8 protein-coding genes are annotated in these 12,041 nt (G+C 69.8%); 3 read left to right on the top strand and 5 right to left on the bottom strand.

The features are described 5' to 3' along the window. Positions 1-37 precede the first annotated feature (37 nt). The gene (locus tag CURTO8I2_RS07840; RefSeq protein ID WP_159680106.1) at positions 38-604 is read right to left on the bottom strand and encodes a Dps family protein; all 567 of its coding nucleotides are present in this window, start codon (positions 602-604) and stop codon (positions 38-40) included. A gap of 84 nt (positions 605-688) precedes the next feature. On the opposite strand from CURTO8I2_RS07840, the gene hrpA reads away from it, so the two are divergent. Next, positions 689-4,669, top strand: coding sequence for an ATP-dependent RNA helicase HrpA (gene hrpA, locus CURTO8I2_RS07835; protein WP_159680104.1), 3,981 nt, complete (start codon positions 689-691; stop codon positions 4,667-4,669). On the opposite strand, the gene CURTO8I2_RS07830 is transcribed toward hrpA, so the two are convergent. Both CURTO8I2_RS07830 and CURTO8I2_RS07825 read right to left on the bottom strand, forming a co-directional pair. Continuing rightward, on the bottom strand, positions 4,662-5,159 hold the full coding sequence (locus CURTO8I2_RS07830; RefSeq protein WP_159680102.1) for a hypothetical protein: 498 nt from the start codon (positions 5,157-5,159) through the stop codon (positions 4,662-4,664). The two genes, hrpA and CURTO8I2_RS07830, sit on opposite strands and share 8 nt — an antisense overlap. Before the next feature lie 34 nt (positions 5,160-5,193). Beyond that, complete coding sequence (locus CURTO8I2_RS07825) at positions 5,194-5,718, bottom strand: hypothetical protein (RefSeq protein ID WP_159680100.1); 525 nt, start codon at positions 5,716-5,718, stop codon at positions 5,194-5,196. Positions 5,719-5,778: 60 nt separating this feature from the next. On the opposite strand from CURTO8I2_RS07825, the gene CURTO8I2_RS07820 reads away from it, so the two are divergent. Together CURTO8I2_RS07820 and CURTO8I2_RS07815 are read left to right on the top strand one after the other, a co-directional pair. Beyond that, positions 5,779-7,941, top strand: coding sequence for a bifunctional (p)ppGpp synthetase/guanosine-3',5'-bis(diphosphate) 3'-pyrophosphohydrolase (locus tag CURTO8I2_RS07820; protein ID WP_159680098.1), 2,163 nt, complete (start codon positions 5,779-5,781; stop codon positions 7,939-7,941). A gap of 66 nt (positions 7,942-8,007) precedes the next feature. Then, the gene (locus tag CURTO8I2_RS07815; RefSeq protein ID WP_159680096.1) at positions 8,008-9,546 is read left to right on the top strand and encodes a hypothetical protein; all 1,539 of its coding nucleotides are present in this window, start codon (positions 8,008-8,010) and stop codon (positions 9,544-9,546) included. On the opposite strand, the gene CURTO8I2_RS07810 is transcribed toward CURTO8I2_RS07815, so the two are convergent. Both CURTO8I2_RS07810 and CURTO8I2_RS07805 read right to left on the bottom strand, forming a co-directional pair. Beyond that, positions 9,533-10,858, bottom strand: coding sequence for a glycosyltransferase (locus CURTO8I2_RS07810; RefSeq protein WP_159680094.1), 1,326 nt, complete (start codon positions 10,856-10,858; stop codon positions 9,533-9,535). The two genes, CURTO8I2_RS07815 and CURTO8I2_RS07810, sit on opposite strands and share 14 nt — an antisense overlap. Beyond that, positions 10,858-12,003: a glycosyltransferase gene (locus CURTO8I2_RS07805; protein WP_159680092.1), complete on the bottom strand. Its 1,146-nt coding sequence runs from the start codon at positions 12,001-12,003 to the stop codon at positions 10,858-10,860. The genes CURTO8I2_RS07810 and CURTO8I2_RS07805 overlap by 1 nt, the downstream gene beginning before the upstream one ends. Between the last annotated feature and the right edge of the window lie 38 nt (positions 12,004-12,041).

The raw sequence follows: 12,041 nt of genomic DNA, 5'->3' as shown, positions 1-12,041 counted from the left end.
CGGTCGAGCCGGGCGTGTGTAGTGCAGGGGATCGGGCTTACTGCAGCAGGGAGCGCAGCATCCAGGCGTTCTTCTCGTGGGTCTGCAGACGCTGCGTCAGCAGATCCTCGGTCGGATCGTCGTCGGCGTCATCGGCGACGTCCAGCGCCTTGCGCGCGCTGCGGCACACCGCTTCGTTGCCGATGACCAGCTGGCGCACCATCTCGCGCCAGTCCGGTGCCTTCTCCAGGCCCGGCTCTTCCTTGATCGACGACAGCGCGATGAATTCGCCATAGGACCCCGGCGCGTTGTAGCCCAGCGCACGGATCCGCTCGGCGATCTCGTCGAGCGCGTTCCATTGTTCGGTGTACTGGCCTTCGAACATCACGTGCAGGGCGTTGAACATCGGCCCGGTGACGTTCCAGTGGAAGTTGTGGGTCTTGAGGTACAGCGTGTAGGCATCGGCGAGAAACACCGACAGATGCTGCGCGACCGCCTTGCGATCGGCGTCGCTGATCCCGATATCGATGGCCGGCGCCTTGGACTGCGCGTCGGGTGACGCAACCGCCGGGGCGACCGGTGCCGTCGTGGACTTCTTGGGCTTGCTCGCTTTCGTCTTGGCCATGGCAGGACTCCGGTAGTGAGGGGATTGCGCCCACAATAGGGGCGCATCCGTTGTGGATATGTGACTTGAGGGCGGGTTCCAAGCGTGACGCAGCATTCCAGCGACAAGGCGGTGAACGGCGCGTTGAAGCACGCCCAGTCCGCGATCGAATCCGCCTCGACGCGCGACCGCGGTCGGCTGCTCGGACTGCTCGGCCGCTGGCGCCGGGCGCCTGAAGACGCTGCCACGCGCGAGGCCTTCGAGACCCGTCTGCAGGCGTCGATCCGGCAGCGCGAGACACGCGCCGCGCAGCTGCCGCGTGCCGAGGTCGATCCGGTGTTGCCGATCGCCGGCAAGGCGGATGAGATCGTCGCGCTGATCCGCAGCCACCAGGTCGTCGTCGTCGCCGGCGAAACCGGTTCGGGCAAGACCACCCAGCTGCCGAAGCTGTGCCTGGCCGCCGGTCGCGGCGCGGCCGGTCTGATCGGCTGCACCCAGCCGCGCCGCATCGCCGCGCGCACGGTGGCCAAGCGCGTGGCCGAAGAACTGCAGGTGCCGAGCGGCGGACTGGTCGGCTACCAGGTCCGCTTCAACGACAACGTCAGCGATGCGACCGCGATCAAGTTCATGACCGACGGCATCCTGCTGGCGGAGATCGCATCCGATCGTTGGCTGTCGGCCTATGACACGATCATCATCGACGAGGCGCACGAGCGCAGTCTCAACATCGATTTCCTGCTGGGCTATCTGAAGCAGCTGCTCGGCCGGCGTCCCGATCTCAAGCTCATCGTGACCTCGGCGACGATCGACACTGCGCGTTTCGCCGAGCATTTCGACGGTGCGCCGGTGGTCGATGTCGAAGGTCGCGGTTTTCCGGTCGAGGTGCGCTACCGGCCGCTGGAAGGCGAGAGCGACGACGCAGGCGAACGCAGCGTGCTCGACGGCATCGTGTCGGTCTGCGACGAGATCATGCAGATCCGTGGCACCGGTGACACGCTCATTTTCCTGCCCGGCGAGCGCGAGATCCGCGATGCGCACCAGGCGCTCGAACGCCGCAAGTACCGCCACACCGAGGTGCTGCCGCTGTACGCGCGGCTGTCGGCGAAGGACCAGGACCGCGTGTTCAATCCGGGCCCGCAGCGACGCATCGTGCTGGCGACGAACGTCGCCGAAACCTCGCTGACGGTGCCGCGCATCCATTACGTCGTCGATCCCGGGCTCGCGCGCGTCAAGCGCTACAGCCCGCGGCAGAAGCTCGACCGCCTGCATATCGAGCCGATCAGCCAGGCCAGCGCCGACCAGCGCAAGGGCCGCTGCGGCCGCATCGCGCCGGGCACGTGCTTCCGCGTGTTCTCGGAAGCCGATTTCGCATCGCGTCCCGCCTACACCGATCCGGAGATCCGCCGCGCGTCGCTCTCGGGGGTGATCCTGCGGATGCTGTCGCTGGGCCTGGGCGACATCGAGTCCTTCCCCTTCGTCGAGCCGCCGGATCCGCGCGCGGTCGCTGACGGTTGGCAGCAGCTTGCCGAGCTCGGTGCGATCGACGGCGAACGCAGGCTCACCGCGACCGGCCGCACGATGGCCAAGCTCCCGGTCGACGCCAAACTCGCGCGCATGCTCGTCGCCGCACGTGCGCATGGCTGTCTGGACGAGATGCTCGCGATCACCTCGTTCCTTGGCATCCAGGATCCGCGCGAGCGGCCGTCCGATCAGCGCGGCGCGGCCGACGCCGCGCACGCGCAGTTCGCCGATGCGAAATCCGAATTCGTCGGCATCGTGAAGTTGTGGGACGGCTACCGGCAGGCGCATGCCGATCTCACCCAGTCGCAGCTGCGCAAGTGGTGCGACCGCAACTTCCTCGGCTTCCTGCGCATGCGCGAGTGGCGCGAACTGCATCGGCAGCTGCGGCTGCAGTGCGAGGAACTCGGGTGGTCGATCGAGGCGCGTGCCAACGCAGTTGTGGACGCGGATCCGCGTATGGCGGCAAAGGCGGAAGCAGCGGCATTCATCGCTCTGCATCGCGCGTTGATCGCCGGCCTGCCGACCCAGGTCGGCCATCGCGCCGATCCCGGTGGCGGTGGGCGCGTGTCCGGACAGTACGAAGGCCCGCGTGGACGGCGCTTTCAGCTGTTTCCCGGTTCGCCGCTGTCGAAGAAGCCGCCGCCGTGGGTACTGTCGGCGACGTTGCTGGACACCGAGAAGGTCTGGTCGCTGACCAACGCGGCGATCGAGCCGGACTGGGTCATCAGTGAGCTCGATCATCTGCTGGCGCGGCGCCACCACGATCCGCGCTGGTCGCGTTCGCAGGGGCGCGTGGTCGGCAGCGAGCAGATCAGCCTGTTCGGCCTCGTGCTCGCACCGAAGAAGCCGGTCGATTATGGGCGGCTGTATCCGGACGAATCGCGCGCGCTGTTCCTGCGCGACGGACTGGTCACCGGCGAGATCAACACCCGCGCGAACGTCGTCGAGCGCAACCTGCGCACGCTCGCGCGCGCACGCGAAGAGGAAGCCAAGCAGCGCCGCTCGGGACTCGTCGTCGACGAAGAATGGATGGCGCAGTGGTACGCGCAGCGATTGCCCGCCGACGTGTTGTCGGCGCAGGCGCTGGATGCATGGTGGCGCAAGGCGCCCGAGGCCGCGAAGCAGGCCTTGGCGTGGAGCCGCGACGATCTGCTGGTTGCCGATGGCGTGGACGCCGATCTGTTCCCGGCGTTCATCGCGCTGGGTGAAGCGCGTCTCGCGGTGTCGTACCGGTTCGAGCCCGGTGCAGTGGACGACGGCATGACGGTTTCGGTGCCCTTGCATCTGCTCAATGCGATCGATCCGGTGCGGTTGTCCTGGCTGGCGCCCGGTTTCGTCGAGGACAAGGCGGCCGCGCTGATCCGCAGCCTGCCGAAAGCGCTGCGTCGCAATTTCGTGCCCGCGCCGGATTTCGCCCGTGCATTCGCGCAGGCCTGGCGCGACGGCGATGCGGATGCGTTCACCGGCACGCTGGCGCGTTTCCTGAAGAAGCTCGCCGGCGTGGACGTTACCGCGTCGGATTTCGACGAGACGGCGCTGGAGGCACATCTGCGCGCGAATCTGCGTCTGGTCGACACCGGGCGCGACCGCAAGGGCGCGACCGTGCTCGCCGAGTCGCGCGACCTGGACGATCTGCGTCGCCGCTTCGGTGAGCGCGCCGCACGTGCATTCGCCTCGCACGCCGCCGACGGTCTGCAGCAGGCGGGGCTGACCGCCTTTCCGGAGACGCCGGTACCGGTCTCGATTCCCGGCGCCGGCGGCTTGCCGGCATACCCCGCGCTGCAGGACGACGGCGAGACCGCGTCCCTGGCGGTCCACGCCGATGCGTCGCATGCGCGGCGCCTGCATCCCCAGGGCGTGCGGCGCCTGCTGACGATCGCGCTGGCGGACCGCGTGCGCCATGCGCGCAAGCAGCTGCCGGTCGCACCGAAGACCGCGTTGCTCTACGCGGCGATCGAATCCGCCGCACCGCGCGCCGGCAAGCCCGGCGATCGGCTGCGCGAGGATCTGGTCGACGGTGCACTGGCCGCGCTGCTCGCCGACGGTCTCGAGACGATCCGCGACGTCGATGCCTTCACGGCGCATCGCGACGCGGTCGGCAAGGCGCTGTTCGGTGAGGCGATGGCGCGCCTGCAGCAGGCCGAGGCGATCCTGGACCGCGTCGCCGAGGTGCGCGCGAAACTCGAATCGAAACTGATGGGCTGGGCCCGCGCGAATCTCGACGACATGCAGGCCCAGTTGCACGCGCTGGTGCCGCCGGGCTTCCTGCGGACGGTGCCGGCGACGGCGCTGTCGGAATACGCGCGCTGGCTGCACGCGCTGTCGTTGCGCGCCGAGCGTGCGCAGCGCGATCCGCAACGCGACCAGCAGCGGATGCTGGACGTCAAACCGTTCGTCGACGCGCTCGTCGATGCCGCCTCACGTGGCCGTGGCGACGCGCCCGACTGGCAGGCGCTGCGCTGGGATATCGAGGAACTGCGGGTCTCGCTGTTCGCCCAGGAACTCGGTGCCAAGGGCGGTGTCTCGCCCAAGAAGCTCGCGACCCGGGTGGCGGCGCTTACCTGACGCGTTCGACGCGCGACCGCAGGTTGTAGCCGGCGACGCGCATCCACCAGCCGCCGAGCCGGGCGGGCTCGATCTCCACAACAGGTGATTCCGCGCGGCCGCCGTCGAGCGAGGCCTCGTTGACCTGCCTCCAGACCTGGCCGTTCGCCAGCGTGTATTCGCGCCCACGCCTGAAGCCCTCGAAGCGGCCGACCAGCGTGCTGGTCACCGGTTCGGGGGCCACCTTGGATGCGGTCTGCGACGCGGCGGCTTCCTCTCGTCCCGCGGCGCGCGCTTCGGCAAGTTGTGCCTCGGTGGCCGGAGCCGCGGTCATCTGGCTCGCCAACCATTGCTCCAGCGCACGCAGCTCGACGGGGTCGAGTTTGTGCAAGCCGGATGTCCGGAACTGCGCGCTGCCCATGCGTGACTCGAGCGTGGACGTCTGCGCCCAGGCGCTGGCGCCTGTGCATGCGAGCGTGAGGGCGAGTGCCAGAGTGGAGAGTGCGCGCATCGGTGGGCTCCTGTTGAAATCCGTGTCGGTCGGCTCAGCGGACGCGTTCGACCTTGGCCTGCGCGTTGTACCCGTCGACCTGCAGCCACCAGACGCTCAGCAGTCCGGGGCGTATACGCACGCCGACATCCTGGCCGCGCGCGCCGGCGATCGAGGCATTGTCCGTCTGCCGCCACACCTGTCCATTGGCCAGCGTGTATTCGCGCCCACGGGCGAATCCCGTGAATGCGCCGGGGATGGTGCTCTCCACCGGTTCGCGCGACGCGGCCGGCCGCACGCCCTGGTCCGCGGCCACCGCCGCCTCGCGGCGACCGTCCTCACGCGCCTGCGCGATGCGCGCCTCGACGTCGGCCGATGCCGGTGCATCCGTGGCGGACGTGCCCATCTCCCGGGCAAGCAGGGCGTTGAGGCGTGCGAGCTCGGCTTCGTCGAGCTTGCCCAGGCCCGCGGCGCGGAACTCGGCATCCGTCAGGCGATCCTCGATGCGCGTCTGCTGTGCGTAGGCGGGCAAGGCCGCGGCGAGCGCCGCTGCGATCAAGACACTGTGGACTGCACGCATGCTCTGTTCCTCTGGTCGGGGCGCCGCTAGTGTAGACCGTCCTGCCCGCATCGAGCGGCCATGCCCGAGCGTCCGGACAACCTGCGCGATCGCCTGCTGGCGCTGCCGACCATGGCCGCGTCGGGACCATCCTTGCGCGCATTGCTGGCCTCGCTGCCGACCGATGTGGAGATCGCCGAGGACGATGCAGCGGTGCTGCTGGATACCGTGAGCTCGCTGGGCCTGCTCGGCGCCGATACCGAAGTGGTCGCGACCGCCGTCGCCGATGCCGTGCCGGCCTGGCGTGCGGCGCTGACGGCGCGGCTGCCGGCGATCGCGCAGCTGCTGGACGGCCTGGCCGCCGCGCACCAGGTCTGGTCGCTGCACGCCGAACATGCGAGCGCGGGCAATCCCGAAGGCCTGCGGCGACTGTTGCTGGCCTTGATCCGCGATCTGCGGCTGGTGCTGGTGCTGCTGGCCCGGCAGCTGGCGCTGATGCGCGTGGCGGCGCGCAGCGAGGACGACGGCGCGCGCCGTGCGCTGGCGTCGCTGACCCGCGACATCCACGCGCCGCTGGCGAACCGGCTGGGCATCTGGCAGCTGAAGTGGGAACTCGAAGACCTGGCCTTCCGCTGTCTCGAACCCGACACGTATCGCCGCATCGCCGGCCTGCTCGACGACAAGCGCACGGGTCGCGAACGCCACATCGAAGCGGTCCGCGTGCAGCTCGGCGAGGCGCTGGCCGCGCAGGGCGTGCGCGGCGAGGTCGCCGGCAGGCCCAAGCACATCTACAGCATCTGGAAGAAGATGCAGCGCAAGCAGGTGCCGATCGGCGAGCTCTACGATCTGCGCGCGGTGCGGGTACTGGTCGATGACATTCCGGCCTGCTACGCCGCGCTCGGCGTGGTGCATGCGCTGTGGACGCCCATTCCCAGCGAGTTCGACGACTACATCGCCCGCCCCAAGCACAACGACTACCGCTCGCTGCACACGGCCGTCATCGGTCCCGAAGGCAAGACGCTGGAGGTGCAGATCCGCACCCGCGAGATGCACGAGGCGTCCGAGCTCGGCGTGGCCGCGCACTGGCGTTACAAGGAGAGCGGCGGTTCGCAGCGCGCCTCGTCCGCGGGCGCCGCCGCGCTCGAGCGGCGCATCGAGTGGATGCGCCGCCTGCTCGACGCGCACACCGAACCCGGAGGCGAGGGCGACCCATCGCTGGCCGGCGCGCTGGGCAACGCGCTCGTCGAAGACCGCGTGTTCGTGCTCACGCCCAAAGGCGAGATCGTCGACCTGCCGCGAGGCGCGACGCCGCTGGATTTCGCGTATCACGTGCACACGATGGTCGGCCACCGCTGCCGCGGGGCCAAGGTCGACGGACGCATCGTGCCGCTGGATTACGTCCTGCACAGCGGCGAGCGCGTCGAGATCCTCACGGCCAAGACCCCGTCGCCGCGACGCGACTGGCTGGTCGCCGCCAATGGATTTCTGGCGAGCGCGCGATCGCGCGAGAAGGTACGCAACTGGTTCCACAAACTCGACCGCGCGCGCAATCTGCAGGCGGGGCGGGAACTGCTGGACAAGGACCTGCGCCGGCTCGGTCTGCTGCACGCGGATCTGGCGCCGGTGCTGCCGCGCTTCAACGTCTCGTCGGTCGACGATCTGCTGGTGCTGGTCGCGCTGGGCGATGTGGGGCCCAACCAGATCGGCCGCGTGCTGCTGGAACTGGAACGCGAGCGGGAAGCGCCCGCCGAGGCTGCCGCGCCGACACTGCCGCTCCGTCAGCCGCGGCGGCTCCCCAAGACTGCCGATTCGGAGTTCCACGTCGTCGGTGTCGACAATCTGCTGGTGCAGGTCGCGCGCTGCTGCCGGCCGGTTCCGGGCGAGCCGATCGCCGGCTACCTGACCCGGGCGCGCGGCGTGACCGTGCACCGCCGTGACTGCCCGTCGTTCCTCCGGCTGTCGGCCAGCGCGCCGCAGCGCGTGCTGCCGGTGGAGTGGGGGCGCGCGAGCGGTGGGCACGCGTCCGACATCGTCGTCGAGGCCGTCGACCGCCGGCATCTGCTCAAGGACCTCAGCAACGCGATCGCGCAGGAAGACGTGCACGTGCTGTCGATCCAGAGCGAGTCGCTGGGCCTGTCGCGGGTGCGTCTGCAGTTGCGGGTGAGGGTGGCGGATTTCGGCCAGCTCGCGCGCCTGCTCGGCAAGCTCGACGGCATGCCCGGCGTGGATGCCGCACGCCGGTGACGCGGACGTTCATGGCGGTCTTCCATACTGCGCCGCGTGCGACGCGAATCCGACAGACCTGATCCCGTGACGCCGCCACCGCGTGAGCGGCTGGCGCGTGTGGCGTCGCGTGCGCGCACCGCGGCCGTCGACGCTGCGGCGCGTCGGCGCGGCGCGTGGATCGCGGCCGGCGTGCTCGCGGTCGTCCTGGTGCTGGTGGTGTGCGTGCGCTTGTTCCTGGTGGACCGCCTGTGGCCGGAGACCCGCGTCCAGGCACTGCTCGATGACGCCGCGGCCGCCACCGCCGCCGGGCATCTGACGGCCGCCGATGGCGATGGCGCACGCCAGCTCTACGAAGCGGCGCTCGCCCTGGATCCCGATGACGTCCGCCCCCGCGCAGGTCTGTCCGACGTCGCGCGCGCTGCGGTGGTGCAGGCGGCGGCAGCGGTCGAGGACGGCCGCTTCGACGACGCCCACGCGGCGCTGCGACTCGCCAGCGAGCTGTCCGCGCCGCGCGAGCATGTCGACGCGGTCGCGACCACGCTGCGGCGCAAGGAAGCGGCCGGCGCGGGACTCGATCGGCTCGTGGCCGCGGCGCAGGCTGCACAGGCCGCGGGCGATCTCGACGGCGGCACGCACAGCGCGCTGCCGCTCTACCGCCGCGTGCTGGCGCTGCAGCCCGACAATGCGGATGCGTTGCGGGGGCGCGAGGATGCGCTGGCGTCGCTGCTCGACGACGCGCGGCGTGGCCTGCGCGAAGGCGGCCTGCGCGACGCGGCCGACACGATCGCGCGCGTCCGCGCCTACGATGCCGGCCATGTCGATCTGCCCGACACCGAAGCACGACTGACCGAGGAACTCGATGCACTGCGCCGCCGCGCGGCGCGCAATCTGGAAGCGGGCCGTGTCGAACGCGCGGTCGCCGAATGGCGCACCCTGCTCGCGTTCGATCCGGACGATGCGCGCGCACAACGCGGACTGCAGGACGCGGGCGCGGCCTATGCGCATCGCGCCGAACGCTTCGCGCGCGACTTCAACTTCGCCGACGCCGATGCACAGTTGCGCGAAGCCCGCGCCCTGGCGGCCGACAGCGAAGCGGTACGCGTCGCCGGCGAGCACGTCGAACGGTCGCGCGCGCGACATGCGCGCCTCGGTCCGCAGCTGCCAGCGGGCGCGCGCCGCCAGCGGGTGGACGCGCTGCTGGAGCAGGCCACTGCTGCCGAGGCCCGTGGCGATCTGCTGACGCCGCCCGGCGACAGCGCCTACGACAAGATCCGCGCGGCGCGTCTGGTCGCGCCGGACGATCCGGCGGTCGCGCGCGCGTCCTCGCGCCTGCTGCCCTCGGCGCGGCAGTGTTTCGACGCGGGACTGCGCGCGAACAACCTGGCACGTGCACGCGCATGCCTGGATGCCCGCGAAGTGCTCGGCGACGCAGGCAGCGCGGTGCGCGAAGCACGCCGGCGGCTCGCGCAGCGCTGGCTGGCGATCGGCGACGAACGTCTGGGCGCCGGCAACCTCGCCGGCGCGGAAGCCGCGCTCGCATCGGCTCGTGACGTCGATGCAGGGGTGCCGGGGCACCGGGAATTCGCGCAGCGCCTGCGCACGGCCTCGATCAACCCGAATTGACATCCGGCCGGGTGCGGGTCGGCATTCGAGCCAGTGCGGCGTCCAGGCGCGCGGCGATTGCGGGCCAGCTGACGTCCGATACCGCAGCCGGGGACAGATCGAGTGTCGAATCCAGTGTCTGGACGGATTTCTCAGCCAGTCTGTGCCGCAGGCAGTCCGCGATTGGCCCCGCTAGGTTGGGACAGTTCCAGCCGCGCCGAAGATCCGTGATGACGCGGGACACCGGATCGTCTCCCGGCCCCAGATTCAGAAGCGGGCGGCCTGCCCCGAGATATTCGTTCACCTTGCCGGGAATCTGGGTCCTGTCGTCGTTCGCGATGTTGACGAGCAGGTCGGCACTGCGCTGCAGGTCCAGGATCGCGCCATGCGGCCGGAATCCGAGAAGCCGTATCTGCGCAGGCGCACGCCGCGCCGCTTCCAGAATGGACTCGGGAACCGTGATCGCAGCGATCGTGAGTCTCGCTTGCGGCACTGCGAGCAGGCCCTCCAGCAGCGCATCGGGACGACGGAACTGGTAGAAGCTGCCGGTGTAGAGCAATTCCAGCCGATCAGGGTCGAAGGGCACGCCGACGCTGGCCACCGGCACGCGCCGTGAATCGTGCCCCTGTGGCAGCACGAGACAAGCGCCCTCACGGCCGTGGCGCTTCTGCATCAAGGTGACAGTGGCGTCGGTCGTCACCGTCAACAGGTCCGCTTCCGCACACATGGCCCGTTCGAGTTTTTCCGACCGGTGTCTCCACCTGGCGGGCGTGTAGGACGCGAGCACGGGATCCCCGAGATCGGCAATCCAACGGAATCCACGGCGTTTCGCCAGCAGCGCGAGTTCGATCGTCGTCGCCGGCTCATGGGAGCTGATTACCACGTCGGGAGACACCGTCTCTAGCAACCGGCGCAGTGCACGCCGACCCCAAGGGCGCCACTCTCCGCGGATATCCGGGAAGTGGACGCGTTGCGCGACCGCCTGGATGCCTTCCGACACGTTCTGTTTCCAGTTCCGCGGCGGGCGGATGACGGTCGCGAGCGAGCCGTCGGGCGGTGCATCGTCCTGGGGGGGCAGACGTCCTGCGTCAATCTTCCGCTGCCGTCGCTTGCGCAGATGGGCAAGCATTCCGCGCACGGGCCCGGGATACGTCCGATGTATCCGGATGCGTGCCGGCAATTCGGGCAAACCAGGAGTCTCGCCGCCAAGATCGGCGGTCAGCACGTGGACTTCGTGCCCCAGCAGGTCCAGTTCCCTCGCGAGATAGGTCCAGCGCAGCGATTGCGGTGAAGGGCTCGGCGGGAATTCGTAGGCGATCAGCAGCAGGCGCATCAGATGGCGGGATCCGGAGAGGGAAGCGATGCTGCCACGGCGTCGCGCGCCGCGTCCGCGGTGAAGTGTCGTCGGGTGAGGTCCTGGCCGGCCTGCGAAAGCCGCACCCACATCGCGTCGTCGGAGCAGAGCGCTGCCACCGCGCTGACGAACGCTTGCGATGAGTCGGCAATCAGCGCGTGTTCGCCGTCGACGAGATGGAGTCCTTCGGCGGCGCATTCGGTGACCACCATCGGCAGCCCATGCGACATGCCGAGATTCACCTTGCCTTTGACGCCGGCGCCGAAGCGCAGCGGCGCCACGCCCAGTCGGACGCGTTGCAGCAATGGCGTGAGATCGGGGACATGTCCGTGGACCACGACGCCCGGATCTGGCTCTCGTACCACACGGTCGAGACCTTCGCCTGCGAGGTGCAATTCGAGGGCGGGCAGGATCTTCCGCATCGCCGGGAAGAGGTCCGTAAGCAGCCAGGACACCGCATCGAGATTGGGTGGATGTGCTGCGCCGCCCACGAACAGGATGCCCGCGCGCCGCTCCGGCCCGGGCGCGCCCGTCATCGGTTCGTGCAGATTGGAGACCACGCGCACCAGCGCACGCGGGCGCTCACGTGCCAGCAGTGCCTGCTCATGCGGACTGACGACCCAGCAGGTATCCGCGGCATCGACCATCGCCAGTTCGCGCTTGCGCGTTTCGGCAGACAGGCGCAGCAGATGACGATCCGCGTTGCGTTCGGCTTCGCGGTGCTCCCGCAAGTGGTGCAGGTCCACGGTGTCGAGGATCAGCCGGCTGCGGGGTGCAATTCGCCGCAGCAGTGGGAACACGGCTTCTGCCAGGTGGTACCGACTGACGATGACCGCGGCGTAACGCGGAGCGTGTTCGACCAGCCAGCGGGCTTGCTGCAGAGCACCGGGTACGTGCACGACATGGATGCCGTCGGCTGCGAGCGCGTCCGCGTAATGCCCGCCGGGAACGCCGTCCTCGGGCAGGAAATCGACGCCGTACCCCAATTCGACCATCAGCGCCATCAGACGACGCGCGCGCATCGATCCCGAGTCGCGGTCGGGACGCGGCGTCGAGACATCGATCACCAGGATACGGACCGGCGCGGCGCCCGTGCCGGCTTCGGTGCTGGCGTCGTGCGCCACCGCTGCGGCGGTCGGTTGCGGCGGCTCGGCGCCTCGCG

It is taken from the genome of Luteimonas sp. 9C (assembly GCF_902506295.1).
Classification (GTDB): domain Bacteria; phylum Pseudomonadota; class Gammaproteobacteria; order Xanthomonadales; family Xanthomonadaceae; genus Luteimonas.
The sequence above is the reverse complement of the archived record's forward strand: the minus strand, read 5'-3'. Positions and strand labels throughout refer to the sequence as shown.

Coding starts and splice junctions, on each gene's coding strand:
- CURTO8I2_RS07840 (WP_159680106.1), bottom strand. CDS start 604: ATGGCCAAGACGAAAGCGAGCAAGCCCAAGAAGTCCACGACGGCACCG.
- CURTO8I2_RS07830 (WP_159680102.1), bottom strand. CDS start 5,159: ATGCGCGCACTCTCCACTCTGGCACTCGCCCTCACGCTCGCATGCACA.
- CURTO8I2_RS07825 (WP_159680100.1), bottom strand. CDS start 5,718: ATGCGTGCAGTCCACAGTGTCTTGATCGCAGCGGCGCTCGCCGCGGCC.
- CURTO8I2_RS07820 (WP_159680098.1), top strand. CDS start 5,779: ATGCCCGAGCGTCCGGACAACCTGCGCGATCGCCTGCTGGCGCTGCCG.
- CURTO8I2_RS07810 (WP_159680094.1), bottom strand. CDS start 10,858: ATGCGCCTGCTGCTGATCGCCTACGAATTCCCGCCGAGCCCTTCACCG.